We start from the raw sequence: 24,360 nt of genomic DNA, 5'->3' as shown, positions 1-24,360 counted from the left end.
TGGCACCTGTGGTGCGGGCATGCGGCGCGCTGAGCACTGCACGCGGATCCGTATGTCATATCGCCCGATGGTGAGTTCGGCAGTACTTCGGTCCGGTACGGTCGTTGGGCCGGGTGTGATCAAGAACTACAGCCCCGTGACGGCGCGGACCGGCCGGACGAGCCGCCCGCGCTTCGTCATAGCCCTGGCGCCCCTGCTCCTGGGTGCCTCAGCCCTGTTGACCGGAAGCGCCGCGGGGGCCGTCTCCGTGGCGTTCGCGGGGGAGGTGCCGGTCACGGTCCACGCCGCTCGGGTGGCCGGGTCGGGTGTCTCTGCCTCTCCGGGCGCCTCCGGGCGTGGCGGGCTGCTGCCGGCGCTGGCCACGCGAGTGGAGCGGGCCACCGTGCAGGACGTCTGCGTGACCTCCACCGCTCAGCTGCCGGTCGTCGGCGCGGTGACGGCCGTCGTGCGGATCGAGCGCGCGTCGGCCACCGGGCTGACCGTGGAGACGGGCAAGACCACCGCCGGGTCGGTGAAGCTGTCCGGGGCCAGGTTCGGCACCCCGCAGAGGTCTTTGGACCGGCCCACGGGCCTGTTCACCGTCGGCGCGCAGAAGGTCAGCGGGAGCGGGGTGACCACGCAGCCGCATGCCTTCACGGCCGGGACGATCACCTCCGAGGGTGTGGCCATCGAGTTGCGCCAAGGCAAGGGCGACTGCGCGCCGGGAGCGGCCCGATGACGATCGCGGTTCGACCTGGAAGGTGGCCCGCGTGGCGTCAGGGCCGCCCTTTCGCGGCGGGGCTGCTGCTCGCCCTCGGCGGGCTGGAGCTGATCTTTGTCTCCTGGGTGGGGCTGGGGTTCCTGCGGTTCACCGGCACCGCGGGCGCGGCGTCGTGGACCCTGGGCGCCCTGTTCGTCGTCGCCGGTGTGACGACGTGGCACAACCCGGCGCTGCGCTACTTCTCCGGCGTCCTGGCCGCCGTCCTGTCCCTGGTCAGCCTGGTCGCCGCCAACCTCGGCGGCCTGCTTCTCGGCTTCCTGCTCACCGCCGTCGGCAGCGCCCTGGCCCTGGCCTGGATCCCCCAGCAGGCGCCCTCAGCCCAAGAGGAGGCGTGAGATGAGGCATTCCCCCGTGAACCCCGTCCGGGTCTACCAGTGCAGCGGCATCCACGACCCGGTCCTGCGCCGCGGCTACGAGGCATGCCGCCGCGCCACCCGCGCCAGGGGCGAGATCGAGTACGCCGTCTCGCTGCTGCTGCCGCCGCCGCTGCGGATCGCCACCTGGGCGTTGTACGGCGCCGGGGTGACGGTGGACTGTCTGGCGGACACGGCGCAGCCGTCGGACACGAAGGATGCCGGACGCGCCGAGCGGCTGGAGGCGTGGATCTCGGCCTTCGACGCCGACCTGCGCGACGGCCGCAGCTCCGACCCGGTACGGCAGGCGCTGATCCACACCATGCTCACGTGGAACCTGCCGCCGGGGTTCATGCACACCCAGTTCGAGCAGCTGCGCCTGGACGTCCAGGGGCGCCGGTTCGCCACGTGGCAGGAGTGGCGCCGCTACAACAGCCTGGTCACCACCCCGTTCGTGCTGCGCGCGGCCTCGCTGATGATGCGGGTCGCGGGCCTGTCGGCCGAACCCGAGGCGATCGCCTCGGGCGTACCGGAGGCGGCGGTGGCGTGGCAGACGGCAGCCGACGCCATCATCCTCACCGACGCCCTCGTCGACCTCTCCGAGGACCTGGACGACGGCCATGTGCCGCTGCCGCAGGAGGCCCTGGACGAGGCCGGCGTGCGCCGCGCGGACCTGCTGACCCGGCGCAGTACCCCGGCCTTCGAAGAACTGGTGCGCCGCCTGGCCGACCGGGCCCGCGGCTGGCTGGACCGGACACCGGTGCCTCCCGTGCTGCACCCGGCGGTCGGCGTCGCGCTCGGCGCTTACACAGACCTGTACCGGCTCCGTCTCAGGGCCGCCGCCGATGCCCCGGCCGCGCTGCTGCACCGGCGCCCGGCCCTGCCGCGAGGGGCCCGGCTGCGCGTGCTGCTGCCCGCCCGGGCGCGGGCCGCGGTGGCCTGGAGCCTGTTCCCGTTCCCCGTACGGCCCTGCCCGCCGCCGGAACCGGCCTGCCCGCCCGCAGGGCTCACCGGGGCCGGCGCAGTGCGCCCGCTCGCGGCCCGAGCGGGCTCTCTCGCCGCCGAGCGGCGACCGGTCGCCCCGCCGGCACCGCACCCGTCCGGCGCCCGCCCGCCCCTGCTGCCCGCCGGGTCCGTGCCGCGCCACGTCGCGATCGTGATGGACGGCAACGGCCGCTGGGCCACCGCCCAAGGCCTGCCGCGCACCGAGGGCCACCGGGCGGGCGCCGACGCACTGGTCGACGTCGTCCACGGCGCCCTGGAGATCGGCATCGAGTACCTGACCGTGTACGCGTTCTCCACCGAGAACTGGAAACGCCCGGCCGACGAACTGCACGCGCTGATGCACGAGATCCCCCGGCAGCTGCGCCGGATCACGGACGACGCCGAGCCGCTGGACGTCCGCGTGCGCTGGGCCGGACTGCGCTCGCGCCTGCCGGCCGACGTCATCGAGGCACTCGTCGAGGCGGAGCAAGGCAGCCGCGACCGCACCGGGCTCACCCTGACCGTGTGCCTCAACTACGGCGGCCGGGCCGAGATCACGGCAGCCGCCGCGCATCTCGCCCAAGAGGCGGTCGCCGGGCGGATCGACCCCGCCTCGGTCTCCGAGCACGCCTTCGCCCGTCACCTGCACGTCCCGGAACTACCCGACGTCGACCTGCTGCTGCGCACCGGAGGCGACCAGCGCACCTCCAACTTCCTGCCCTGGCAGGCCACCTACGCCGAGCTGCTGTTCCTCGACACCCCGTGGCCGGAGGTGGACCGCCGCGACCTCTGGGGCGCGATCGAGCAGTACGCCCGCCGCACGCGCCGCTATGGCTCCATCCCCCGTATCCCCGCCCAGGCGCGGCCCGCGGACAGGGCGTGATCCGACGGTTCGCCAGGGCCGGCGGTCAGGCCCGGAGTCACTCTTCGGACTGCCGCTCGTGCCGGTGGGTGCCGCGGGCCAGTTCCTGGAGCAGTTCGTGCTCGGTCTTGCCGACGTCCCGGGCCATCTTGCGCAGCAACAGGGCGCACAAGGCCGCCGCCCCGTCCATGAGGGCCTCGGTCGCCATGGGGTCCTCGCGCCGTCGTTCTGTCACGTAGGCCGTCAGCAGGTCGTTGCCGGAGACGTAGGCGGTCATGAACTCGATGCCGTTACGGAGACGGTCGTAGTCGCTGGTCATGGTCGAACCGTCCCATACGAGGGAAGTGATCGAGTCATCGCGGGGTGCTGCGGCGGGCGTAGGCGCGGGCCGCGCGGGCGCGGTCGCCGCAGCGGGTGGAGCACCAGTGGCGGCGGCCGTGGCGGAGCAGGTAGCGGTTGCAGGGCGGGGAGCCGCAGGCGGTGAGGCGTTCGGCGTCGGGGGACGTGAGCAGGTCGGCGGCGTCGGCGGCGAGCGTGGCCAGGGCCAGGTCGACGATCGCGGTGGTGGGGTGGGGGGCGGTGCGGTAGGGGCCGGTCTTGTCGTCCCACCGCAGCAGCGGGGCCGTGGGGACCCGGGTCATCGCGTCGTTGACGGCCGCCACGGCCGCGGGGAGGGCGGGCAGGCCTTCGGCGCGGGCGGCGAACAGCGACCTGATCTGTTCGCGCAGGGAGCGCAGTTGGGTCGCGCACATCTCCCGCATGTCGGCGTCGACCGGGGCGAGGCCGCGCTGGGTGAGCCAGTGGTTCGTCTGCGCGGGGGTGCCCAGGAGGTCGACCGTGTGCCCGCCGGGCAGGGCGATCGCGCTGTTGACGAGGGCGAGGGAGGGGTGTTCCTCCTCGCCCTGCGCGGGCGGCGGGGCGGGCTGGTCGATCACGGGCTCCTGCATACGTCTCATGGTACGGCTTGCGCGCATCCGTGAGAAGCAGCTACGGTCGCCTCACGGTTCGAACGCACCTATCCGTGAGGATTCTTTCATGTCTGCGCTTCCCGCGACGACCGCCCCCTTCCCCGTCCGCGTCTTCGGCGGCCCGACCGCCCTCTTCGAGTACGGCGGCCTGCGCTTCCTGACCGACCCGACCTTCGACGCTCCCGGCGACTACCCCGGTGACGGCCCGCCCCTGACCAAGACCGCGCCCTCCACCGTCAGCCCGGCCGACCTCGGCGACATCGACGTGGTGCTGCTCTCCCACGACGAGCACCCCGACAACCTCGACACCTCCGGCCGGGCCCTGCTCACCGGCATACCCCTCACCCTGACCACGCCCGGCGGCGGCGAGCGTCTGCGCGAGAGCCTGGGAGAGAAGGTCAGGGGCCTGGCCGACTGGGCGTCCGTCGAAGTGGAGCGCCCCGGCGGCGGCACGGTCACCGTGACCGGCGTCCCGGCCGTGCACGGCCCCGGCCCCCGCGAGGAGGTCGAGCCGATCGCCGGCCAGGTCGTCGGCTTCGTCCTGACCGGCGAGGGACTGCCCACCGTCTACGTCAGCGGCGACAACGCCTCACTCGACGCGGTCCGCGAGATCGCCCGCCGGTTCGGGCCCGTCGACACCGCCGTGCTCTTCGCGGGCGCCCCCCGCTTCGCCGGCCTCTTCGACAACCAGGTCATCGTCCTGGACAGCGCCATGGCCGCCGAGGCCACGCGGATCCTCGGTGCCCGCCGGGTCGTGCCCGTCCACTACGACAGCTGGGCCCACTTCACCGAGGGGCGCGACGCGTTGGAGGCCGCCTTCGCCGCCGCCGGGCTCGCCGACCGGCTGGACTGGGGCAAGGGCGCCTGACCTGCCGTCACTTCCTCCAGAACAGGTGATGGACCACCCCGCTGGGGCTCGGCACCACATCGCAGTGGAAGCGGTCGAACAGCTCCTCCGGGGACTCCCAGAGCCGTGAGCCGGACCCGATGACCACGTCGGGCGAGACCGCCACGTGCAGCGTGTCGACCAGGTCGGCGTCGAGGAACTCCCGGATGGTGGCCGCCCCGCCGCCGAGCCGGACATCCTTGCCGCCGGCCGCCTCGCGCGCCCGCTCCAGGACGTCGGCCGGGTCCCCGCCGACGAAGTGGAACGTGGTGTCGGACAGCGTGAACGACGGGCGCTCGTGGTGGGTCATGACGAACACGGGCGTGTGGAACGGGGGTTCGTCACCCCACCAGCCCTTCCACTCGTGGTCCTGCCACGGCCCGCGATGGGGGCTGAACTTGTTGCGGCCCATGATCTCGGCGCCGATGTTGTTGGCGAAGTCGCGCGTCAAGTAGTCGTCGAGACCGCGGCTCCCGCCGGGGTCGGTGCGGTTGGGCCAGCTCGCCGTGGCACCGGCCCAGGCGAACATCTGCCCCGGGTCGGCGTGCCCGAAGGGCCGCTCCAAGCTCTGGTGCTCACCGGCACCGAATCCGTCACTCGAGACGTTGAAGTTCTGCACGCGCAGTAGCTGCGGCTGAGGCACGGCGCTCCTCCTGTGGTGGGCGATGCCTGTGGTCGTCGAGGGATGGACCGCCCGGGGCGGCGAAACTCATCGGCGGCCCGGAGATCTCCCTCCCGGCCCGCCGGGGCCCCGCCCTCACCCGGCCTGCGCGACCACGTGCTCGATCACCTGCTGGAAGTCCTCGGTCGGCGAGAACTCCACGAACTCGCTGTCCTCCAGGGCGACCGGGACATGGCCGGGGCCCCAGTAGTACGCCTGGCCCGCCTCGTACTCCTCCTCCTCGCCGGAGGCCGTGCGCATCCTGATCCGGCCCTTCAGCAGATAGCCCCAGTGGGGGACCTGGCACGCGTCGTCGGGCAGGCCCTTGAGGGCCGGGCCCATGTCCGTGCCCTGGGGCAGGCTGATGTAGCCCACCGACATGCCGCCCCCGATCGGCATGAGGCGCAGTTCCACGCCGTTGCCCTCGATGGCCACGGGCACGTCGTTCCGAGTCGCCGCCGTCATGTCTCCTCCGCTCCGGCCCGCCCGGGCCTCGCGACAACGGATCTCCTCCCTCCACCCTGAACCGCCACGGAGCGGCCCGCGACATCACGATCCGGTCAAGAGGTCCCCTCGGGGTCTTGATTTACCGGCGTGTAATCGATTCCATCCACCCGTCGATGTAATCGATTCCACGAGGAGGTGGAGCGGCGGTGGCCAGCATCAAGGACGTCGCTGCCGAGGCCGGCGTATCCGTCGCCACGGTCTCGCGCGTCCTGAACGACCACCCGTCGGTCAGCGCCGACGCACGCACCCGCGTGCTGGCCGCCGTCGAGTCCCTGGGCTACCGCCCGAACGCCGTCGCCCGCTCCCTGCGCACCGACCAGACCCACACCCTCGGCCTGGTCATCAGCGACGTACTGAACCCCTACTTCACCGAACTGGCCCGCTCCGTCGAGGAGGAGGCCCGCGCGCTCGGCTACAGCGTCATCATCGGCAACGCCGACGAGCGGCCCGACCTCCAGGACCACCACGTCCGCAACCTGCTGGACCGGCGGATCGACGGGCTGCTCGTCTCCCCGACGGACGGCGGCTCGCCGCTGATGCTGGACGCGGTCCGGGCCGGGACGCCCATGGTGTTCGTGGACCGGTGGATCCCGGGCGTGGACGTGCCGGTGGTCCGGGCGGACGGACAGGCCGCCGTCCGGGACCTCGTGGCGCATCTGCACGGGCTCGGGCACCGGCGGGTCGCGATCATCGCGGGCCCGGCGGCGACCACGACCGGACGCGAGCGCGTGGAGGCCTTCCGGGAGGCCCTCCAGGAGTACGGGCTCGGCCTGCCCGACGCCTACATAGGGCAGGGCGACTTCCAGGCCGAGAGCGGGCGCCGGGTCACCGAGGGGTTCCTCGACCTGGCCGAGCCGCCCGAGGTCGTCTTCGCGGCCGACAACCTGATGGCGCTCGGCGCGCTGGACGCCGTACGCGCGCGTGGTCTGCGCGTGCCGGACGACATCGCGCTGGCCGCGTTCGACGACATCCCCTGGTTCGTGCACACCGATCCGCCGATCACGGCGATCGCCCAGCCGACCGGTGAGCTGGGGCGGGCCGCCGTGCGCGCGCTGGTCGACCGGATCGAGGGGCGGCCCGGCGAGTCCGTCACCCTCCCCGCCCGGCTCGTCGTACGCCGCTCGTGCGGCGAGCCGTATCCGGCCTCCCCGGAGCCGGACTCTGCACAGGCCCCCGCTGTGCAGCCCCCCGCAGAGAACAGGAGCCATTCGTGAGCAACGCGGACGAGTTGCTGCGCATCGAGGGCATACGCAAGACCTTCCCGGGTGTGGTCGCGCTGGACGGCGTGGACTTCGACCTGCGCCGGGGCGAGGTGCATGTGCTGCTCGGTGAGAACGGCGCGGGCAAGAGCACCCTCATCAAGATGCTCTCCGGCGCCTACACTCCCGACGCCGGGCGGATCCTGGTCGGCGGCGAGGAGGTGCGCATCCACGGTGCGCAGGACTCCGAGCGGCTCGGGATCGCCACCATCTACCAGGAGTTCAACCTCGTTCCGGATCTGACGGTCGCCGAGAACCTCTTCCTGGGGCGGCAGCCGCGCCGGTTCGGGGTGATCGACCGGAAGCGGATGGAGGCCGACGCCGAGGCGCTCCTCGCGCGCGTGGGCGTGAAGGTGTCGCCCCGCGCGCGGGTGCGCGAACTCGGTATCGCGCGGCTGCAGATGGTCGAGATCGCCAAGGCCCTCAGCCTGGACGCGCGGGTGCTCATCATGGACGAGCCGACCGCCGTGCTCACCTCCGAGGAGGTCGACAAGCTCTTCGCGATCGTGCGCACGCTGCGCGAGGACGGCGTCGGAATCGTCTTCATCACGCACCACCTGGAGGAGATCGCCGCCCTGGGTGACCGGGTGACGGTCCTCCGGGACGGCAGGAGCGTCGGGCAGGTGCCCGCCGCCACGCCCGAGGACGAACTCGTCCGGCTCATGGTGGGGCGCTCGATCGAGCAGCAGTATCCGCGCGAACGGGCCGAGCGCGGCCCCGCGTTGCTGTCCGTCGAGGGACTCACCCGCGACGGTGTCTTCCACGACGTCAGCTTCGAGGTGCACGCCGGTGAGGTGGTCGGCATCGCGGGCCTGGTCGGCGCCGGCCGTACGGAGGTCGTACGGGCCGTGTTCGGGGCGGACCCGTACGACAAGGGGGCCGTGAAGGTCGCCGGTTCCGCGATCCGCAAGGACGACGTCAACGCGGCGATGACCGCGGGCATCGGGCTCATCCCCGAGGACCGCAAGGGCCAGGGCCTGGTGCTGGACGCGTCGGTCGAGGAGAACCTCGGTCTGGTGACGCTGCGCTCGGCCACGCGGGCGGGGCTCGTCGACCTCAAGGGGCAGCGCGAGGCCGCCGAGCGGATCGCGGGGCAGCTCGGGGTACGGATGGCCGGACTCGGCCAGCACGTGCGCACGCTCTCCGGCGGCAACCAGCAGAAGGTCGTCATCGGCAAGTGGCTGCTCGCCGACACCAAGGTGCTGATCCTCGACGAGCCGACGCGCGGCATCGACGTCGGCGCCAAGGTCGAGATCTACCAGCTGGTCAACGAACTCACCGCCGCCGGCGCGGCCGTCCTGATGATCTCCAGCGATCTGCCCGAGGTGCTCGGCATGAGCGACCGGGTGCTGGTGATGGCGCAGGGCCGGATCGCCGGCGAACTCTCCGCCGACGAGGCGACCCAGGACGCCGTGATGGCACTCGCCGTCAGCACTCCGACCACCACGAGCACAAGCACGACCACGACCGGAACGGAGGCCTCCCGTGGCCACTGACACGCTCAAGAGCACGACGGGCGCGAGTGCCGCCTCGGGCGGCCTGCGCCGTCTCCTGCTCGACAACGGCGCGCTCACCGCGCTCATCGTCCTCGTCGTCGCGATGTCGGCGCTGTCCGGCGACTTCCTGACGACGGACAACCTCCTGAACGTCGGCATCCAGGCGGCCGTCACCGCCATCCTCGCCTTCGGCGTCACCTTCGTGATCGTCTCGGCGGGCATCGACCTGTCGGTCGGCTCGGTCGCCGCGCTCTCGGCCACGGTCCTCGCCTGGAGCGCCACCTCGGCGGGCGTCCCCGTGTTCCTCGCCGTCCTGCTCGCCATAGCGACCGGTATCGCGTGCGGCCTGGTCAACGGCATCCTGATCTCCTACGGCAAGCTGCCGCCGTTCATCGCGACGCTGGCGATGCTGTCCGCGGCCCGCGGCCTGTCCCTCGTCATCTCCGAGGGCACCCCGATCGCCTTCCCCGACTCCGTCTCCCGCCTCGGGGACACGCTCGGCGGCTGGCTGCCGGTGCCGTTGCTCGTCATGGTCGTGATGGGCCTGATCGCCGCGTTCGTGCTCGGCCGGACGTACATCGGCCGCTCGATGTACGCGATCGGCGGCAACGAGGAGGCCGCGCGGCTGTCCGGCCTGCGCGTGAAGAAGCAGAAGCTCGCGATCTACGCCTTCTCGGGCGTCTTCGCCGCCGTCGCCGGTGTCGTCCTCGCCGCCCGCCTCTCCTCCGCGCAGCCGCAGGCCGCCGACGGCTACGAGCTGGACGCGATCGCCGCGGTCGTCATCGGCGGGGCGTCCCTCGCGGGCGGTACGGGCAAGGCGTCCGGCACGCTGATCGGCGCACTGATCCTTGCCGTGCTGCGCAACGGGCTGAACCTGCTGAACGTGTCCGCGTTCTGGCAGCAGGTCGTCATCGGCGTCGTCATCGCGCTGGCCGTGCTGTTCGACACCGCGCGCCGCAAGGCCGGGGTGACACCGGTCGCGGGCGGCGCGGGCGGCGGCAAGGGCAAGCAGGCGACGACCTACGCGCTCGCGGCCGTCGTCACCGTCGCGATCGTCGGCGCCACGTCCTTCCTGCACAACGGCTCCTCCTCGGCGAGCACCCCGAAGATGGGCCTGTCGCTGTCCACCCTCAACAACCCCTTCTTCGTGCAGATCCGGGCGGGCGCCCAGGCCGAAGCGAAAAAGCTGGGCGTGGACCTGACCGTCACGGACGCGCAGAACGACGCCTCCCAGCAGGCCAACCAGCTCCAGAACTTCACCACGTCCGGACTCGGCGCGATCATCGTCAACCCGGTCGACTCGGACGCGGCGAGCAACTCGGTGCAGGCCGCCGACAAGGCGAAGATCCCGGTCATCGCCGTCGACCGCGTCGTCAACGACGCGAAGACGGCCACCCTGGTCGCCTCCGACAACGTCGCCGGTGGTGAACTCGCCGCGAAGAGCATCGCCGACAAGCTGGGCGGCAAGGGCAAGATCGTGATCCTCCAGGGCCAGGCGGGCACCTCCGCCGCCCGTGAGCGCGCCCAGGGCTTCGCGAACGGCCTCAAGGCCTACCCGGGCATCCGGGTCGTCGCCCAGCAGCCCGCGGACTTCGACCGCACCAAGGGCCTCGACGTGATGTCGAACCTGCTCCAGGCCCACCCGGACGTCCAGGGCGTCATCGCCGCCAACGACGAGATGGCGCTCGGCGCGATCAAGGCGCTGGGCTCCAAGGCCGGCAAGTCGGTCTCGGTGGTCGGCTTCGACGGCACGCCTGACGGGCTGAAGGCGGTCGAGGGCGGCACGCTGTACGCGTCCGTGGCGCAGCAGCCGTCCCAGCTCGGGAAGATCGCCGTGGACAACGCGCTGAAGGCGCTCCAGGGGAAGAAGGTCGAGGAGACGGTGAAGGTGCCGGTGAAGGTGGTCACGAAGGAGAACGTGGCCGGGTTCAGCGGCTGACATCGGGGAACGGCGGGCGGTCACCCACGGTGGCCGCCCGCCCATGTCACTCATGTGGGGAGACGACTCATGTACGACTACGACCTCCTGGTCGTGGGGTCGGCCAACGCCGACCTGGTGATCGGTGTCGAGCGCCGGCCCGGTGCCGGCGAGACCGTGCTCGGCTCCGACCTGGCCGTCCACCCGGGCGGCAAGGGCGCGAACCAGGCGGTCGCGGCCGCCCGGCTCGGAGCCCGTACGGCTCTGCTGGCCCGGGTCGGCGACGACGCGTACGGCCGGCTGCTGCTCGACTCGCAGCGCTCGGCCGGCGTGGACACGGTGGGTGTCCTGGTGGGCGGCGCGCCGACCGGCGTCGCGCTGATCACGGTCGACCCGTCCGGGGACAACAGCATCGTGGTCTCGCCGGGCGCGAACGGCCGGCTGACCCCGGAGGACGTCGGCGCCGCCGGGAGCCTCTTCCACGCCTCCCGGGTGGTCTCGGCGCAGCTGGAGATCCCGCTGGAGACGGTGGTGGAGGTCGTACGGAACCTGGCGCCGGGGAGCCGTTTCGTGCTGAATCCCTCGCCGCCGCGTCCCCTTCCCCGGGAGGTGCTGGCGGCGTGCGACCCGCTGATCGTCAACGAGCACGAGGCGAAGGTGATCCTGGGTTCGGCCGCCGTGGGGGACAGCCCGGAGGACTGGGCGCGGATCCTGCTCGCGAAGGGCCCGCGGTCGGTGGTCGTGACGCTGGGCGGGGAGGGAGCGCTGGTCGCCTCGGCGGAGGGTGTCTCCCGGGTGCCGTCCGTGAAGGTGAGCGCCGTGGACACGACCGGCGCGGGTGACGCTTTCACCGCCGCGCTGGCCTTCCGGCTGGGGGCGGGTGAGTCCCTCGCGGAGGCGGCCGCGTACGCGGCGCGGGTCGGGGCGGTGACCGTGACGAAGGAGGGCGCGCAGGCGTCCTTCCCGACGGCGGCGGAGGTCGCCGCACTGTGAAGCGGAACGGGATACTGAACCGCCATCTCGCCGGTGCGCTGGCCGAGCTGGGCCACGGGGACGGAGTGCTGGTGTGCGACGCGGGCATGCCCATTCCCGACGGCCCCCGGGTGGTGGACCTCGCCTTCCGGGCCGGGGTGCCGGCGTTCGCCGAGGTGCTGGAGGGGCTGCTGGCGGAGCTGGTCGTCGAGGGAGCGACGGCGGCGACGGAGGTACGGGAAGCGAACCAGGAGGCTTCGGACCTCCTGGACGGGCACTTCCCGTCGCTGGACCTGGTGTCGCACGAGCGGCTCAAGGAGCTGTCGGCCGGGGCCCGGCTGATCGTCCGCACGGGCGAGGCACGGCCGTACGCGAACGTGCTGCTGAGGTGCGGCGTCTTCTTCTGAGGCTTCCTCTTATGAGGCTGTTTCTGAGGCTGCTTCTGAGGCTGCTTCTGAGCTTCTTCAAGGGGGCCCGGTCTGTCGACCGGGCCCCCTCGGCTTTCCCCTCCCGTCAGAACCCCCGCGATCCCCCCAGATCCCCTCCCAGAAAGTCCTGACGCCATGTACGACCCGCGGAGGACAGAAAGGGTTGCACGGCCGGACAAGATTTTCTTGCCGGATTCTTACCGGATCCTTGGGAAGATCACCGCGCCGGCCGGGTCAGCACACGGGTGAGGCCGCCGCCGTCCTCCTCGACGTCCCTGACGTGCCTGAACCCGATCCTGCCGAGCAGGCGCAGCGAGGCCTCGTTCTGCGCGGCGACGGTGGCGTGCACCTCGGTCAGCCCGAGCACGTCGAAGCCGTAGCCCACGAGCGCCTCCGCCAGCTCCGTCCCGAGGCCGCTCCCCCAGACCTCCGGGGCGAGGGCGTAGACGATCTCGTGACCGTCGACCGCGTCCGTCCGCTTGATCTCCGCGTGCCCGACCAGTCGCCCGCCGCGCCGGACCGCCCACACGTCGAACAGGTCCTCGGCGTAGACCTTGGTGAAGATCCGCCCGAACAGGGCCCGGTCGTCCGCCTCGGCAGCGGGGCCGTCCCCCATCCACCGGGAGACCCTGGTGTCCTGGAACAGGGCGACGAAGTCCTCCTCGTCCTTCGGGGTGTAGGCGTCGAGGAGCAGGCGGTCGGTGCGCAGGGTCGCAGGCATGGGACGTGACGCTAGCCATGCGGACAGGGAGGTTCAACACACTTTCCGCGAGATCGTCACGGGGTGCGGAAGCCGCGGAACGTCACGTGCTTCCGGCTGGTGAAGCCGAGTCGTTCGTAGAGGGCGATCGCTTCGGTGTTCGTCTCGGCCACGTGCAGGAAGGGGCGTCGGCCTTGGGCCAGGACGCGGGTGACGAGGGCGGTGACCAGGCGGTTGGCGTGGCCTCGCCCGCGTGCCTCGGGGGCCGTGCAGACGGCGCTGATCTCGGTCCATCCCGGCGGCCGGAGCCGCTCGCCCGCCATGGCGACCAGCGCGCCGCCTTCGCGGACGCCGAGGTAGGTGCCGAGGTCCCGGGTCCGCGGCCAGAACGGCCCGGGGCGGGTTCGTGCGGCCAGGTCGAGCATCTCGGGCACATCGGCTTCGCCGAGTTCGACCACGTCGGGGCCGGTCGCGGGATGTGTCCGAGCGGGCCGGCCGCCGGCGGGCCAGATCATCTGGCGGCCTTCGAGGACGAAGACCGGCTCCCAGTCCGGCGGTGGGGTCGCCGGGCAGCTGAACATGTCGGCGAACGCGTCCCGGCCGAGGAGCCGTGCGAGATCGGCCCAGTCCGCCGCGTCGGCTTCGGCGGGAACCGCCGAGAAGGTCGCGACCTGCGGCAGATAGGTGGCGGCCCGGCCGGCCCGGCGACCGAGCTCCGCGTGGCGGCCTCGCAGCGACTCGCCCACCGGGTCGTCGAGTGCCGTGGTGTCACCGCTGTCGCCGTTCGTCATCGTGAACCAGGCTACCTTTCAGTTCGTCGGGAGTTCGGGGCGCAGGGCCCGTCTCGCCGGACCGACACCGTAAGGGAGTTGAACGTGGACGCGCAGGACACCGCCAGGCGACTGCGGTTGATCGGCGACGAGATGGCGGAGCGGTTCTACGAGCGGGCCGATGTCGTGCGGACGCTGCTGGTGACGCTGCTGGCCGGGCAGCACTCGCTGGTGCTCGGGCCGCCCGGGACGGCGAAGTCCGAGATGGCGCGGGAGCTCACGGGCCGGATCGAGGGCGCGGCCTACTGGGAGATCCTGCTGTCGAAGTTCACCGCGCCGACGAGGATGTTCGGCCCCATCGACGTCGCCGCGCTGGCCCGGGGCGAGTACCGCCAGGTCTACGACGGCCGCGCCACCACCGCGCACGTCGCGTTCATCGACGAGATCTTCAAATGCTCCACCGCGGCGCTGAACGAGACGCTGGGCTATCTCAACGAGCGGATCTACCACCCCGAGAACGGCGGCGAGCCGATCCGCTGCCCGCTCATCGGTGCCATCACGGCGAGCAACGAACTGCCGAGTGAGGACGACGCGGCGGCGATCTACGACCGGCTGCTGGTGCGGATCGAGGTCGGCTACCTGGAGAACCCCTCGAACTTCGCCGCGCTCGTACGGTCCGCCGTCCGGCGGCCGGCGGCACCGGCCAGGACCACCGTCGAACTGGCCGCGTTGCAGCACGCGGTGTACGAAGCCGTCCCGGCCGTGGACGTCCCGGACGCGATCGTCGACGCGGTGTGCACGCTGCGCGCCGCCCTGCGCCGCAAGGAACTCGTCGCCTCCGACCGCCGCTGGCGGCAGTCGGTGGGGCTGCTCCAGGCCTCCGCCTACCTCGACGGCCGCCCGGCGGTCGACGAGACGGACCTGTCGCTGCTGACGCACGTGCTGTGGGACTCCCCCGCCGACCGCCCCACCGTCGAGCGCGAGGTGCTGCACCTGGTCAACCCCGACGCCAAGGAGGCGCTCGACCTGGCCGACACCATCGACGAACTGGAGGCGCAGCTCGACGCCATGGCCGGGCAGTCCCGCGAGGCGCTGAGCGACTGGGTCATCAAGAAGGCCCACAACAGGCTCGCCACGGCGGGCAAGCGGCTGGAGAAGCTCCGCGAGGAGGCCGTGGCAGCGGGCCGCTCCACCGCCGCCATCGACCGGGTCACCGACCGCCAGCGCGCCGTCCGCGCCCGGGTTCTCACCGAGGCCCTCGGGGTGGACGCGAGCATGGTGCAGGCGCAGCTCTGAATCCGGGAGTGAGTGACGGGTGACCGTGGACGGGGCTTCTGGCGGGCCGGAGGAGCTGAACGAGGTGGACGGGCTGGACGGGCCTGACGAGGTCGGCGGGCCGAAGGAGCCGGACGGGCCGGACAAGGTGGGCGGGCCGGACGGGCCGGAGGACCTGGGCGGGCCTGAAGAGTTGGGCGGGCCTGAAGAGTTGGGCGGGCCGGATGAACTGGCGAGCCTGGCCGGGAAGTGGATGGGGCTGTCCTCCGCCGTGCCCGGGCGGCACACCGCGGTCGTGGTCGCGGACCGGTTCGACCGGATGACCTGGCGCGACACCTACGAGCAGTCGGCCGCACTGCGCGAGCTGGCCGAGGAGCTCGACGTGCGCCACGCCCACGCCACCGACCTGCTGACGGATGTGTTCCTGGCCGCCTACAAGGCCGCCCCGCAGTTGCGCGAGCCCGTGGAGATGGCTCCCTCCCGGCTGGCCGACCACCAAGTCGTGACCGCGCTGGTGGAGTCACCGGGTTTCACCGAGCTGCGCCGGGAGACGGCCGGTGACCCCTACGCCGCCGCCATGGCCGTACTCGCCCAGGCCACCGCGCTGCGGGGGTTGCTGGAGCGCACCCAGGAGGCCCGGGAACGGGCAGGGCAGGCGGAACAGGGACGGCAGGCCGCCGAAGACGCGGCGACCGCCGTGGCCGAGGCACTGCGGCAGGCCGCCGAGGAGGCCGGGCAGGACGGCAGCGTGCCCGCTCCGGCCGCCGACGCCGTACGGCAGGCGGTCGAGACCGCCCAAGCCGCCGAGACCGCCGCGCGGCAGGCCGCCCGGGACGCCGCGCGGGCCCTCGGGGTGGCGGCCCCCGGCGTCCGGGCGGGTGCGCGGAGCGCGGCGGCGACGGCCGCGCAGGCCGTGCGGCAGGAGTCCGCGCTGCTGCGGGCGTGGGGCGTCGGCCCCGGTGAGCTGGAGCGGATGCCGTTCGACGAGCGCGCCCGGCTCGCCGAGCGGTTGCGCACCGGCCGGCTCGCGCGGTGGGCCGAGCTGATCGGCCGCTTCCGGCAGATGGCCAGGGGAGAGCGCGCCCGCAAGGTGGAGAACGCCACCGGGGAGCTGGTCGGTGTGACGCTCGGCGACGACCTCTCCCGGGTCATCCCCTCGGAGCTGGCAGGCCTCGGTGTGCCCGAGCTGCGTGCGGTGTTCGCCGTGCGGTACGCCGCCGGGGAGCTGATGCTCTACGACAGTCAGGGGGAGCAGTCCACCGGCCAGGGCGCGATCATCGCGTGCGTGGACACCTCGCACTCGATGTACGAGGCCGGGCCCGGCGGGATCACGCGGGAGGCGTGGGCCAAGGGGTGCGCCCTGGCGCTGCTGGACCAGGCGCGCGAGGCGGGGCGCGATTTCGTCGGCATCCTGTTCTCCGCCCCCGGCCGGCTCCAGGTCTTCCGCTTCCCGGCCGGCCGGTCCGCTGGCACGGACCGGGTCGTCGACTTCGCGGAGACCTTCCTCGGCGGCGGCACCAGCTACCAGACGCCGCTGTCGGCGGCCGGCGAGCTGCTGGAGGAGGAGTTCGGCGACACGGCCCGCAGGCGCGGCGACATCGTGATGATCACCGATGACGACTGCGGCGTCACGGAGGAGTGGATGCGCGGCTGGAACGACGCCAAGCGCCGGCTCGGCTTCCGGGTGTTCGGCGTGGTCGTCGGCGCCCCGCGCGTCGGCGAGGCCGGCTCGGTGCTGGAGGCGCTGTGCGACAACCTCCGCTCCGTCGAGGACCTCACCGACGTACACGCGGCCGCCGACCTGTTCCGCGTGATCTGACGCGCCGGGAGCGCGTACGGGGCCGGGCCGTCGTCCGTTCCTCCGGCCCTGCGAGGCAGCCGAGCGCCGGCGCCCGGGCCCGGTCAGGTGCCCCGGACCGGCGCCCCGCGCCCCGTCACGCCGATTCGTTCAGCAGCCGGTTCAGGTGCTCGTGGCCCGCCTTCAGCAGGCCGGGCAGTTCGGGGACCGATTCGTACCAGCGCTTCTCGTACTCCCAGCACAGCCAGCCGTCCCAGCCGTGCCGGGAGAGCACCTCCACGCACTCGGCCAGCGGCAGGACGCCCGCGCCGAGCGGCAACGGGGTCGTGTCCTCGGCGGAGGCGATGTCCTTGACCTGGACGTAGCCGAGGTGCGGGGAGAGCGCCGCGTAAGTCTCCGAGGGCTGTTCGCCGCCCAGCCAGGTGTGCATCACGTCCCACAGCGCGCCGACCTGGCGGTGGCCGACCAGCCCGAGGACGCGCATCGCGTCGGCGGCGGTGCGGTGCGAGTCGTGGGTCTCCAGGAGGATGCGGACGCCCAGGTCGTTCGCGTACTCGGCGGCCGTGCCCAGCCGCCGGGCGGCCGTCGCGTCGGCCTCCTCGGGGGTCTGGACGTCCAGGTCGCCGCCGGGGAAGACCCGGATGTACGGGGCGCCGAGGTCGCGGGCCAGGTCGAGGAGGGAGCGGATCTCGGCCAGGACGGGTTCGTCGTCGCCCGGCGCGGCGACGCGCGCGTAGCCCGCCAGGCCCAGGAGCTCTACGCCCGACCCCTTGAACTCTGCCGCGACATCGGCCCGTTCGGCGGAGCCGAGGCCGGGGTGGACCGGTTCCTCGGGGTGGGCGCGCAGCTCCACACCGTGGTAGCCGTGCACGGTCGCGAGCCGCAGGACGTCGGGCAGGGGCAGGCCGGGGACACCGAGGGTGGAGAACGCCAGCTTCATGTGGACGGACCCTACCCGGCACCCCTGCCGGCGACTCCCCTTCGTCACTCGGGTGTTGCGTGAAGATCCAGTCGCCAGTCCTGGCCGACCAGGTCCTGGCCGAAGGAGCGGTGCGGTTTCTCCGCGACCAGCACGAAGCCGTGGCGCTGGTAGATGCGGCGGGCCGCGGTGAGGATGTCGTTGGTCCACAGGACGACCTCGCGGTAACCGGCCTCGCGCGCGAAGGCGACGACGGCCCCGACCAGCCGGTCCCCGATGCCCAGGCCGCGCGCGTCCGGCTCGACGAGCAGCAGCCGGAGCCGGGCGGCCCCCGGCGCGTCGTCCCGTACGACCATGACGCACCCCACCGGCCGGCCGTCCAGCTCGGCGATCCACGTCCGCTCCAGATGCGGGTCGTGGTCCTCGGCGTAGTCGGCGACGATCCGGGCGACCAGGCCCTCGTAGTCGAGGTTGAAGCCGTACTCGGCGGCGTACAGCGCGGCGTTGCGCTGCACGATCCAGCCGAGGTCGCCGGGGGCGGGCTCGCGCAGGACGACGTCCTCGGGGCGTGGCGCCCGGCCCTCGCCCAGGATCGTCCGGACGGTCCGCATCGCCTCCGCCAGCCGCGGCCGGTCCTCGGCGCGCACGGTGTCCAGGAGCGCTCCGACCGTCTCGCGCGCCCGCTCATCGAGGAGCGCGGCGGCTTCCCGGCCGCGTTCGGTGAGGGTGACGCTGCGGCGGCGCGGATCCGTCTCGGACGGTCCGCGCTCGACCAGCCCGTCCTCCTCGAACTTGTTCAGGATGCGGCTCAGGTACCCGGCGTCCAGGTGCAGCTGGGTCCGCAGGTCGGCGGCGTCCGTACGCGGCGCGTGCGCGAGTTCGTAGAGCACGCGGGACTCGGTGAGGGTGTAGGGCGCGTAGAGGTGACGGCCGTAGTCGAGCGCGCCGATGACGTTCGTGTAGAAGCGGTTGAAGGAGCGGATGTCCTGGACGGTCATGACCACGACCCCCGATGCTTGACTCAGTCAGAGATTCCCGTGGGTCGAGCCTAGACGTCCAGGACGGCCGGGGCTAGACAGCGTGACGGCCGATGAGTTTCTGCGTGATCCGCAGTCACAGATCATGGGTGGTGGGCCGCAGCCGCGAGCGTGGCGGAAGCGTGCACCGACTGAATCCGCTGAGAACCGGACACGAGACACCGAGGAACCTTAGATGCGCACCCTGATCAGCACCGCTTTCATCTCGCTCGACGGCGTCATGGAGGCCCCGGGCGGCGAGCCCGGTTACCGGAACTCCGGGTGGACCTTCAAGGACGTCGAGTTCCTCCCCGAGGCATACGAGATCAAGGGCCGGGAACAGCGGGAAGCCACCGCCATGCTGCTGGGCCGGACCAGCTACGAGGCGTTCAGCCCGGTGTGGCCCGACATGGAGGACTTCGCCGACTACAAGGTGATGCCGAAGTACGTCGTCTCCACCACCCTCACCGAGGACGACCTGGTGTCGAACTGGGGCGAGACGACGATCCTGCGCTCGCTCGACGACGTCGCCGCGCTGAAGGAGACCGAGGGCGGCCCGATCATCGTCCACGGCAGCGCCTCCCTGAACCAGGGCCTTTCGGACGCCGGCCTGATCGACCGTTACCACCTGCTGGTCTTCCCGCTCCTGCTCGGCGCGGGCAAGCGGCTCTTCAGCGCCACGGACAAGGACACCCAGAAGCTGAAGCTCGTCGAGCACGAGGTCTACGCCAACGGTCTGCAGAAGAACGTCTTCGACGTCGTCCGCTGACGAGGCTCCCTGTACTCGCCCTGCCGCCGCGTGCAGGTGGTCGCGCTGAATCCGCCGGGACTGCGGGCCATGACGTCGGCGAAGGCGGGCGCGTCACCGGCCTGTCCGGCGGTGAGAAAGAACGCGAGGGGTCGGCGGCGGGCATCGGCTGCGAGGGGGATCCCGCTGGCCGGCCCACCGCAGGACCGGCCGATGGCGTGGCCGGCCCCGTCACCGGCCGGGTCGCCTGCGGGCCCCGGCCGCGTGCTGGTGACGCGCACGATCATGGCGTCCACCGACACGGCTCAGGTCGGTTTCGACTCCTGGAACAAACACCGGCGTCCGCGCCCGCCCGGCCCGGGGGCGGCAGCCTCCGGCAGGCCCGGGCCGGACCGCCGAGGTCAGGAAACCCGCGGCACCCCGGAAGACCCCCGCACCATCAACTCCCCCCGCACCGAAGCGATCCCTCCAGGCGGTGCCTCCTCCCGCCCCATCGCGATCCGACCGGCCCGCGCCCCGGCCTCCGCCAGCGGCAACCGCACCGTCGTCAGCGCGGGCACCGCGTCGATGCTGAACGGCAGATCGTCGAACCCGGCCACCGACACGTCCTCCGGAATCCGCAGCCCGGAGTCCCGCAGCGCGGCGCACGCCCCCAGCGCGACGGAGTCGTTCGCGGCGACGACCGCCGTCAGTGACGGGTCGCGCCGCAGCAGCTCCAGCGTCGCCTCGTAGCCGGACCGCCGGTCGTAGCGCCCGTGCACCGTCCACCGGGGGTCCTCCTCGATGCCGTGCGCGGCGAGCGCGGCCCGGTGCCCCTCCAGCCGGTGCCGGGTGGTGGTCCGTTCCTCCGGGCCCGCGATGTAGCCGAGCCGCCGGTGCCCGAGCCCGATCAGGTGCTCGGTGAGTTCCTGCCCGCCCCCGCGGTTGTCGAAGGTCAGCGCGATCGCCCCGGTCTCCGGCGCCGGCGGGCGTCCGCACAGCACGACCCGCGTCCCGGCGTCGGCCAGCTTCCGCACCTTGGTGTCCATGGCCGCCTGGTGCGCCGCGTCCTCGATCGCCCCGCCGGTGAGCACCACGGCCGCCGCCCGCTGGCGCTGCAACAGGGTGAGATACGTCAGCTCCCGCTCGGGAGAGCCCCCCGTGTTGCAGACCACCGCGAGTCTCTCCCCGCCCGCGCGGCCGCCCGGCCCGCCGATCTCGGCCTGGATCGCGCTCGCCATGATCCCGAAGAACGGGTCGGCGATGTCGTTCACCAGGATCCCGACCAGGTCGGAGGTGGCGGCGGCCAGGGCGCTCGCGGGCCCGTTGAGCACGTAGTCCAGCTCGTCCACGGCCTTCAGCACCCGCTCCCGGGTGGATGCGGCCACGGGGTAGTTCCCGTTCAGCACGCGCGACACCGTCGCGGGCGAGACCTGCGCGCGGGCCGCCACGTCCGCCAGGGTCACCGTCATCTCGTCGTCCTCCGGTCGCGCATCTCGTCGTCCGCCCTCGTACACATGCAGAGTCGCCCTCGTACACATACAGACCTGTGGCCTTGGTTCCGACAGACCTGCCGGCCTTGGTTCCGACAGACCTGTGGCCATGGTTCCGAGCAGACCTTAAGCCCCCGACCCTTGGTTGTTCGCCCCCTCGAACAACTCGTCCTGGTCACGGTCTTGTCCGGACCGCGGTTCAGAGGCTAGCTTCTTCACATATAGAAAGCGCTTGCTGTAACGCTCATCAGTGGGGCGTACGCGGCGCGACGACCGCGTACGAAGGGAACGACGTGACACGCAAGACGGTGCGTATCGCCATGAACGGCGTGACCGGGCGCATGGGCTACCGCCAGCACCTGGTCCGCTCCATCCTCGCCCTCCGTGAGCAGGGCGGCCTCGACCTCGGCGACGGCACCGTGCTGTGGCCCGAGCCGATCCTGGTCGGCCGCCGTGAGCACGCGCTCAAGGCGCTGGCCGAGCGGCACGGGCTGGAGCACGTCTCGACCGACCTGGACGCGGTCCTCGCCGACGAGACGGTGGACATCTACTTCGACTCCCAGGTCACCTCCGCCCGCGAGGAGGCCCTCAAGAAGGCCATCGCGGCCGGCAAGCACATCTACACCGAGAAGCCCACGGCCACCGGCCTCGACGGCGCCCTGGCCCTGGCCCGCCTGGCGAACGAGGCCGGCATCAAGCACGGCGTCGTCCAGGACAAGCTCTTCCTCCCCGGCCTGCTGAAGCTGAAGCGCCTCATCGACGGCGGCTTCTTCGGCCGGATCCTGTCCGTGCGCGGCGAGTTCGGCTACTGGGTCTTCGAGGGCGACTGGCAGGCCGCCCAGCGCCCGTCCTGGAACTACCGCGCCGAGGACGGCGGTGGCATCGTCGTCGACATGTTCCCGCACTGGGAGTACGTCCTGCACGAGCTGTTCGGCCGCGTGAAGTCCGTCCAGGCCATCGCCACCACCCACATCCCGCAGCGCTGGGACGAGAACGGCAAGCCCTACGACGCCACCGCCGACGACGCCGCGTACGGCATCTTCGAGCTGGAGGGCGGTGCCATCGCCCAGATCAACTCCAGCTGGGCCGTGCGCGTCAACCGCGACGAGCTCGTCGAGTTCCAGGTGGACGGCACCGAGGGCTCGGCCGTCGCCGGCCTGCGCAACTGCCGCGTCCAGCACCGCTCGGCCACGCCCAAGCCCGTCTGGAACCCGGACATCCCCGCCACCGAGGTCTTCCGCGACCAGTGGCAGGAGATCCCGGACAACGCCGAGTTCGACAACGGCTTCAAGGCCCAGTGGGAGCTGTTCCTCAAGCACGTCTACGCCGACGCCCCCTACCACTGGGACCTGCTGGCCGGCGCCCGTGGTGTCCAGCTCGCCGAGCTGGGCCTGAAGTCCTCGGCCGAGGGCCGCCGTATCGACGTTCCGGAGATCCAGCCGTGACCATCCGACTCCCGGACAGCAACGGGGCGTCGCGGACGTACGAGCCGCGCACCGAACCGCTCCTGGTGAGCCCCGGCACGCCCTTCACCTCCCGCACGGTCTACTCGGCGGCGCACGTCGTCGCCGACCCGTACGCGGACGTGTCGCCCGACTCGCCCGCCGCCGTCGACTGGGACGCCACCCTGGCCTTCCGCCGGCACCTGTGGTCGCACGGCCTGGGCGTCGCCGAGGCGATGGACACCGCCCAGCGCGGTATGGGCCTGGACTGGGCGGGCGCGGCGGAGCTGATCCGCCGGTCGGCGGCGGAGGCGAAGTCGGTCGGCGGTCTCATCGCCTGCGGCGTGGGCACCGACCAGCTGTCGGCCACCGAGATCGGCTACCCGTACAGCCTGGCGGAGATCCGCGCCGCGTACGAGGAGCAGCTCGCGGTCGTCGAGGAGTCCGGCGCGCGGGCGATCCTGATGGCCTCCCGGGCCCTGGCGGCGGTCGCCAAGGGGCCGGAGGACTACCTGGAGGTGTACGGCCACCTGCTGCGCCAGGCGTCCGAGCCGGTCGTCCTGCACTGGCTCGGCCCGATGTTCGACCCGGCGCTGGAGGGCTACTGGGGGGCGACTGACCTGGACGCCGCCACCCGCACCTTCCTGGACGTCATCGCCGCCCACCCGGACAAGGTCGACGGCATCAAGGTCTCGCTGCTGGACGCGCAGCGCGAGATCGACATCCGCCGCCGCCTGCCGCAGGGCGTGCGCTGCTACACGGGCGACGACTTCAACTACCCCGAGCTGATCGCCGGCGACGAACAGGGCTTCAGCCACGCCCTGCTGGGCATCTTCGACCCGCTGGGCCCGCTGGCGGCGGAGGCGGTCCGGGTGCTCGACACGGGGAACACGCAGGGCTTCCGCGACCTGCTGGACCCCACGGTCGGACTCTCCCGGCACCTCTTCCAGACCCCGACCCGCTTCTACAAGACGGGCGTGGTGTTCCTGGCCTGGCTGGCCGGCCACCAGTCCCACTTCACGATGGTCGGCGGCCTCCAGTCGGCCCGTTCGCTGCCGCACCTCGCGAAGGCCTACGAACTCGCCGACGGCCTGGGCCTGTTCCCCGACCCGAAGCTGGCGGAGGAGCGGATGAAGAACCTGCTGAGCGTGTACGGGGTGGACCAGTGAGCGAAGGACTGGAGCGCTTCTCCATCAACCAGATGACGGTGAAGCAGCTGCCGCTGCCGGAACTGGTCGAGTCCTGCGGCGACCTGGGCATCACGAACGTGGGCCTGTGGCGCGAGCCGGTCCAGGCGTACGGGCTGGAGGCCACGGCCAAGCTGGTCCGGGACGCGGGCCTGACGGTGACAACGTTGTGCCGGGGCGGCTTCTTCACGGCGATCGACCCGGGCGAGCGCGCCGAGGCCCTGGCCGACAACCGCCGGGCGATCGACGAGGCGGCGACGCTGGGCACCGACACCCTGGTCCTGGTCTCGGGCGGACTCCCGGCGGGCTCGAAGGACCTGCACGGGGCACGCGAGCGCATCGCGGACGCCCTGTCGGAACTGGGCCCCTACGCGGAACGTCACGGCGTCCGCCTGGCCATCGAGCCGCTGCACCCGATGTACGCCTCCGACCGCTGCGTGGTGTCGACACTGGCCCAGGCCCTGGACCTGGCCGAACGCTTCCCTGCGCACCAGGTCGGGGTCACGGTCGACACGTACCACATCTGGTGGGACGACACGGCTCCCGCACAGATCGCCCGGGCGGGTGCGGGCGGCCGGATCCACACCTTCCAGCTCGCCGACTGGACGACTCCCCTCCCGGAGGGCGTGCTGACCGGCCGGGGCCAGATCGGCGACGGCTCGATCGACATGCGGGAGTGGCAGCGGTACGTGGAGGCCGCGGGCTACACCGGCGCGATCGAGGTGGAGCTGTTCAACGACGGGCTGTGGGCGAGGGACGGACGGGAGGTGCTGGCCGAGACGGCGGCGCGGTTCGTCGAACACACGTTGTGATCCGGCCCTGAAGCGCCCTCGCTGCCCCGCCCCGAAGATCCGGGCGGAGCAGCGGCCGTATGGCTCATCCGCCCCGCGGAACCCTGGTTCCCCTCACGTACCGACTTCCGGAAATCCGGCCCGCGCCGGGAACCCGGTCCGGACTCCCGTCGTCCAATCGCAGGCCG

Annotated in this window: 24 protein-coding genes and 1 pseudogene; 15 read left to right on the top strand and 10 right to left on the bottom strand. The window is 72.3% G+C overall.

Features of this window, described 5'->3' with window-relative positions:
- Positions 1-115 precede the first annotated feature (115 nt).
- From ACZ3I3_RS26530 to uppS, 3 genes are read left to right on the top strand one after another with little or no spacing between them, the layout of a single operon-like run.
- Positions 116-718, top strand: coding sequence for a DUF6230 family protein (locus ACZ3I3_RS26530; protein ID WP_467369076.1), 603 nt, complete (start codon positions 116-118; stop codon positions 716-718).
- Positions 715-1,095: a DUF6114 domain-containing protein gene (locus ACZ3I3_RS26525; protein ID WP_467369074.1), complete on the top strand. Its 381-nt coding sequence runs from the start codon at positions 715-717 to the stop codon at positions 1,093-1,095. Before ACZ3I3_RS26530 ends, ACZ3I3_RS26525 begins: the two co-directional genes overlap by 4 nt.
- Before the next feature lies 1 nt (position 1,096).
- Positions 1,097-2,980, top strand: coding sequence for a polyprenyl diphosphate synthase (gene uppS / locus ACZ3I3_RS26520; RefSeq protein WP_467369072.1), 1,884 nt, complete (start codon positions 1,097-1,099; stop codon positions 2,978-2,980).
- Positions 2,981-3,017: 37 nt separating this feature from the next.
- Here uppS and ACZ3I3_RS26515 read toward each other — a convergent pair whose 3' ends face one another.
- Entirely contained in the window at positions 3,018-3,278 is a 261-nt protein-coding gene (locus ACZ3I3_RS26515; RefSeq protein ID WP_399163736.1) for a hypothetical protein, read from the bottom strand.
- Positions 3,279-3,312: 34 nt separating this feature from the next.
- Positions 3,313-3,906: a CGNR zinc finger domain-containing protein gene (locus ACZ3I3_RS26510; RefSeq protein WP_467369069.1), complete on the bottom strand. Its 594-nt coding sequence runs from the start codon at positions 3,904-3,906 to the stop codon at positions 3,313-3,315.
- 88 nt (positions 3,907-3,994) lie between these two features.
- Between ACZ3I3_RS26510 and ACZ3I3_RS26505 the strand changes: the two genes are divergently transcribed.
- Positions 3,995-4,795 (top strand): MBL fold metallo-hydrolase, encoded by an 801-nt coding sequence (locus ACZ3I3_RS26505; protein WP_467369067.1) that lies wholly within the window; start codon positions 3,995-3,997, stop codon positions 4,793-4,795.
- Positions 4,796-4,802: 7 nt separating this feature from the next.
- Here the strand turns inward: ACZ3I3_RS26505 and ACZ3I3_RS26500 are convergent, their stop codons facing one another.
- Both ACZ3I3_RS26500 and ACZ3I3_RS26495 read right to left on the bottom strand, forming a co-directional pair.
- Positions 4,803-5,456, bottom strand: coding sequence for a dihydrofolate reductase family protein (locus ACZ3I3_RS26500; RefSeq protein ID WP_467369065.1), 654 nt, complete (start codon positions 5,454-5,456; stop codon positions 4,803-4,805).
- 114 nt (positions 5,457-5,570) lie between these two features.
- Positions 5,571-5,939 carry a cupin domain-containing protein gene (locus ACZ3I3_RS26495; RefSeq protein ID WP_467369063.1) on the bottom strand — a complete coding sequence of 123 codons (369 nt, stop codon included), beginning with the start codon at positions 5,937-5,939 and terminating at the stop codon, positions 5,571-5,573.
- Between the two features lie 188 nt (positions 5,940-6,127).
- Here ACZ3I3_RS26495 and ACZ3I3_RS26490 point away from each other — a divergent pair, with 188 nt between their 5' ends.
- The 5 genes from ACZ3I3_RS26490 (at position 6,128) to rbsD (ending at position 12,033) form a co-directional block, all read left to right on the top strand.
- Complete coding sequence (locus ACZ3I3_RS26490; RefSeq protein WP_467369061.1) at positions 6,128-7,195, top strand: LacI family DNA-binding transcriptional regulator; 1,068 nt, start codon at positions 6,128-6,130, stop codon at positions 7,193-7,195.
- The gene (locus ACZ3I3_RS26485) at positions 7,192-8,736 is read left to right on the top strand and encodes a sugar ABC transporter ATP-binding protein (protein WP_467369059.1); all 1,545 of its coding nucleotides are present in this window, start codon (positions 7,192-7,194) and stop codon (positions 8,734-8,736) included. Before ACZ3I3_RS26490 ends, ACZ3I3_RS26485 begins: the two co-directional genes overlap by 4 nt.
- A complete protein-coding gene (locus tag ACZ3I3_RS26480; protein ID WP_467369057.1) occupies positions 8,726-10,675 on the top strand; it encodes an ABC transporter permease/substrate-binding protein in 1,950 nt (649 codons plus the stop codon). Before ACZ3I3_RS26485 ends, ACZ3I3_RS26480 begins: the two co-directional genes overlap by 11 nt.
- Positions 10,676-10,744: 69 nt before the next feature.
- Positions 10,745-11,647 (top strand): ribokinase, encoded by a 903-nt coding sequence (locus ACZ3I3_RS26475; protein WP_467369055.1) that lies wholly within the window; start codon positions 10,745-10,747, stop codon positions 11,645-11,647.
- The gene (rbsD, locus tag ACZ3I3_RS26470; RefSeq protein WP_436731344.1) at positions 11,644-12,033 is read left to right on the top strand and encodes a D-ribose pyranase; all 390 of its coding nucleotides are present in this window, start codon (positions 11,644-11,646) and stop codon (positions 12,031-12,033) included. The genes ACZ3I3_RS26475 and rbsD overlap by 4 nt, the downstream gene beginning before the upstream one ends.
- 238 nt (positions 12,034-12,271) lie before the next feature.
- Here the strand turns inward: rbsD and ACZ3I3_RS26465 are convergent, their stop codons facing one another.
- Positions 12,272-12,775, bottom strand: a complete 504-nt coding sequence (locus ACZ3I3_RS26465) for a GNAT family N-acetyltransferase (RefSeq protein WP_467369052.1) — start codon at positions 12,773-12,775, stop codon at positions 12,272-12,274.
- 56 nt (positions 12,776-12,831) lie between these two features.
- Positions 12,832-13,545 (bottom strand): GNAT family N-acetyltransferase, encoded by a 714-nt coding sequence (locus tag ACZ3I3_RS26460; protein ID WP_467369050.1) that lies wholly within the window; start codon positions 13,543-13,545, stop codon positions 12,832-12,834.
- A gap of 78 nt (positions 13,546-13,623) precedes the next feature.
- Between ACZ3I3_RS26460 and ACZ3I3_RS26455 the strand changes: the two genes are divergently transcribed.
- Both ACZ3I3_RS26455 and ACZ3I3_RS26450 read left to right on the top strand, forming a co-directional pair.
- A complete protein-coding gene (locus tag ACZ3I3_RS26455; protein ID WP_467369048.1) occupies positions 13,624-14,820 on the top strand; it encodes an AAA family ATPase in 1,197 nt (398 codons plus the stop codon).
- A 232-nt stretch (positions 14,821-15,052) separates the two neighbouring features.
- Positions 15,053-16,618: a vWA domain-containing protein gene (locus ACZ3I3_RS26450; protein ID WP_467369315.1), complete on the top strand. Its 1,566-nt coding sequence runs from the start codon at positions 15,053-15,055 to the stop codon at positions 16,616-16,618.
- 115 nt (positions 16,619-16,733) lie between these two features.
- Here the strand turns inward: ACZ3I3_RS26450 and ACZ3I3_RS26445 are convergent, their stop codons facing one another.
- Both ACZ3I3_RS26445 and ACZ3I3_RS26440 read right to left on the bottom strand, forming a co-directional pair.
- Positions 16,734-17,537 (bottom strand): sugar phosphate isomerase/epimerase family protein, encoded by an 804-nt coding sequence (locus ACZ3I3_RS26445; protein WP_467369046.1) that lies wholly within the window; start codon positions 17,535-17,537, stop codon positions 16,734-16,736.
- A 44-nt stretch (positions 17,538-17,581) separates the two neighbouring features.
- Positions 17,582-18,514, bottom strand: coding sequence for a bifunctional helix-turn-helix transcriptional regulator/GNAT family N-acetyltransferase (locus ACZ3I3_RS26440; RefSeq protein WP_467369045.1), 933 nt, complete (start codon positions 18,512-18,514; stop codon positions 17,582-17,584).
- Positions 18,515-18,728: 214 nt separating this feature from the next.
- Here ACZ3I3_RS26440 and ACZ3I3_RS26435 point away from each other — a divergent pair, with 214 nt between their 5' ends.
- Positions 18,729-19,301, top strand: a complete 573-nt coding sequence (locus ACZ3I3_RS26435) for a dihydrofolate reductase family protein (protein WP_467369044.1) — start codon at positions 18,729-18,731, stop codon at positions 19,299-19,301.
- A 62-nt stretch (positions 19,302-19,363) separates the two neighbouring features.
- Here ACZ3I3_RS26435 and ACZ3I3_RS26430 read toward each other — a convergent pair.
- Positions 19,364-19,495: pseudogene (locus tag ACZ3I3_RS26430) on the bottom strand (IS5/IS1182 family transposase); the annotation flags it as partial.
- Positions 19,496-19,681: 186 nt separating this feature from the next.
- The gene (locus ACZ3I3_RS26425; RefSeq protein WP_086565000.1) at positions 19,682-20,731 is read right to left on the bottom strand and encodes a LacI family DNA-binding transcriptional regulator; all 1,050 of its coding nucleotides are present in this window, start codon (positions 20,729-20,731) and stop codon (positions 19,682-19,684) included.
- Between the two features lie 314 nt (positions 20,732-21,045).
- On the opposite strand from ACZ3I3_RS26425, the gene ACZ3I3_RS26420 reads away from it, so the two are divergent.
- Genes ACZ3I3_RS26420 through ACZ3I3_RS26410 form a run of 3 tightly spaced genes read left to right on the top strand, consistent with a single transcriptional unit; the run spans position 21,046 to position 24,193 of the window.
- Positions 21,046-22,197 (top strand): Gfo/Idh/MocA family protein, encoded by a 1,152-nt coding sequence (locus ACZ3I3_RS26420; protein ID WP_467369043.1) that lies wholly within the window; start codon positions 21,046-21,048, stop codon positions 22,195-22,197.
- Positions 22,194-23,363 (top strand): dihydrodipicolinate synthase family protein, encoded by a 1,170-nt coding sequence (locus ACZ3I3_RS26415; RefSeq protein ID WP_467369042.1) that lies wholly within the window; start codon positions 22,194-22,196, stop codon positions 23,361-23,363. Before ACZ3I3_RS26420 ends, ACZ3I3_RS26415 begins: the two co-directional genes overlap by 4 nt.
- Before the next feature lie 32 nt (positions 23,364-23,395).
- Positions 23,396-24,193, top strand: a complete 798-nt coding sequence (locus ACZ3I3_RS26410; protein WP_467369312.1) for a sugar phosphate isomerase/epimerase family protein — start codon at positions 23,396-23,398, stop codon at positions 24,191-24,193.
- Positions 24,194-24,360: the final 167 nt, after the last annotated feature.

This window comes from Streptomyces sp. NPDC016851 (assembly GCF_055562795.1).
Note: the sequence above shows the minus strand (reverse complement) of the source record. Positions and strands in the feature narration are given on the sequence as shown.

What these genes read in the sequence shown, in the direction of transcription:
- ACZ3I3_RS26465 (WP_467369052.1), bottom strand. Translation starts at nt 12,775, where the DNA reads ATGCCTGCGACCCTGCGCACCGACCGCCTGCTCCTCGACGCCTACACC.
- ACZ3I3_RS26450 (WP_467369315.1), top strand. Translation starts at nt 15,053, where the DNA reads ATGGGGCTGTCCTCCGCCGTGCCCGGGCGGCACACCGCGGTCGTGGTC.
- ACZ3I3_RS26460 (WP_467369050.1), bottom strand. Translation starts at nt 13,545, where the DNA reads ATGACGAACGGCGACAGCGGTGACACCACGGCACTCGACGACCCGGTG.
- ACZ3I3_RS26425 (WP_086565000.1), bottom strand. Translation starts at nt 20,731, where the DNA reads ATGACGGTGACCCTGGCGGACGTGGCGGCCCGCGCGCAGGTCTCGCCC.
- ACZ3I3_RS26435 (WP_467369044.1), top strand. Translation starts at nt 18,729, where the DNA reads ATGCGCACCCTGATCAGCACCGCTTTCATCTCGCTCGACGGCGTCATG.
- ACZ3I3_RS26445 (WP_467369046.1), bottom strand. Translation starts at nt 17,537, where the DNA reads ATGAAGCTGGCGTTCTCCACCCTCGGTGTCCCCGGCCTGCCCCTGCCC.
- ACZ3I3_RS26525 (WP_467369074.1), top strand. Translation starts at nt 715, where the DNA reads ATGACGATCGCGGTTCGACCTGGAAGGTGGCCCGCGTGGCGTCAGGGC.
- ACZ3I3_RS26410 (WP_467369312.1), top strand. Translation starts at nt 23,396, where the DNA reads ATGACGGTGAAGCAGCTGCCGCTGCCGGAACTGGTCGAGTCCTGCGGC.
- ACZ3I3_RS26475 (WP_467369055.1), top strand. Translation starts at nt 10,745, where the DNA reads ATGTACGACTACGACCTCCTGGTCGTGGGGTCGGCCAACGCCGACCTG.
- uppS (WP_467369072.1), top strand. Translation starts at nt 1,097, where the DNA reads ATGAGGCATTCCCCCGTGAACCCCGTCCGGGTCTACCAGTGCAGCGGC.
- ACZ3I3_RS26505 (WP_467369067.1), top strand. Translation starts at nt 3,995, where the DNA reads ATGTCTGCGCTTCCCGCGACGACCGCCCCCTTCCCCGTCCGCGTCTTC.
- ACZ3I3_RS26515 (WP_399163736.1), bottom strand. Translation starts at nt 3,278, where the DNA reads ATGACCAGCGACTACGACCGTCTCCGTAACGGCATCGAGTTCATGACC.
- ACZ3I3_RS26510 (WP_467369069.1), bottom strand. Translation starts at nt 3,906, where the DNA reads ATGCAGGAGCCCGTGATCGACCAGCCCGCCCCGCCGCCCGCGCAGGGC.
- ACZ3I3_RS26440 (WP_467369045.1), bottom strand. Translation starts at nt 18,514, where the DNA reads ATGACCGTCCAGGACATCCGCTCCTTCAACCGCTTCTACACGAACGTC.
- ACZ3I3_RS26495 (WP_467369063.1), bottom strand. Translation starts at nt 5,939, where the DNA reads ATGACGGCGGCGACTCGGAACGACGTGCCCGTGGCCATCGAGGGCAAC.